We start from the raw sequence: 231 nt of genomic DNA, 5'->3' as shown, positions 1-231 counted from the left end.
CCATGGCGATATCGCTGATAAGTTTAGTTTGATTTTGGCAAATCCGCCGTTTGCAGGTAGTTTGGATTATGACAGTACCGCCAAAAATCTGTTGGCAACGGTGAAGACCAAAAAAACTGAGCTGTTATTTATCGCTTTATTTTTGCGAATGCTGAAGATTGGCGGTCGTGCGGCGGTGATTGTGCCTGATGGGGTGCTGTTTGGGTCAAGTACGGCTCACAAGACGCTTCG

General features: G+C 46.8%; 1 protein-coding gene. It reads left to right on the top strand.

All coding sequences use genetic code 11. The annotated features are described in order from the left end of the window. Window positions 1–231, top strand: a 231-nt coding sequence (locus tag ACSV5T_RS10460; RefSeq protein WP_438321111.1) for an N-6 DNA methylase, incomplete at both ends; no start/stop codon positions are given.

The sequence above is a fragment of the Veillonella sp. ZSJB6 genome (assembly GCF_051549505.1).
GTDB lineage: Bacteria > Bacillota > Negativicutes > Veillonellales > Veillonellaceae > Veillonella.
Note: the sequence above shows the minus strand (reverse complement) of the source record. Positions and strands in the feature narration are given on the sequence as shown.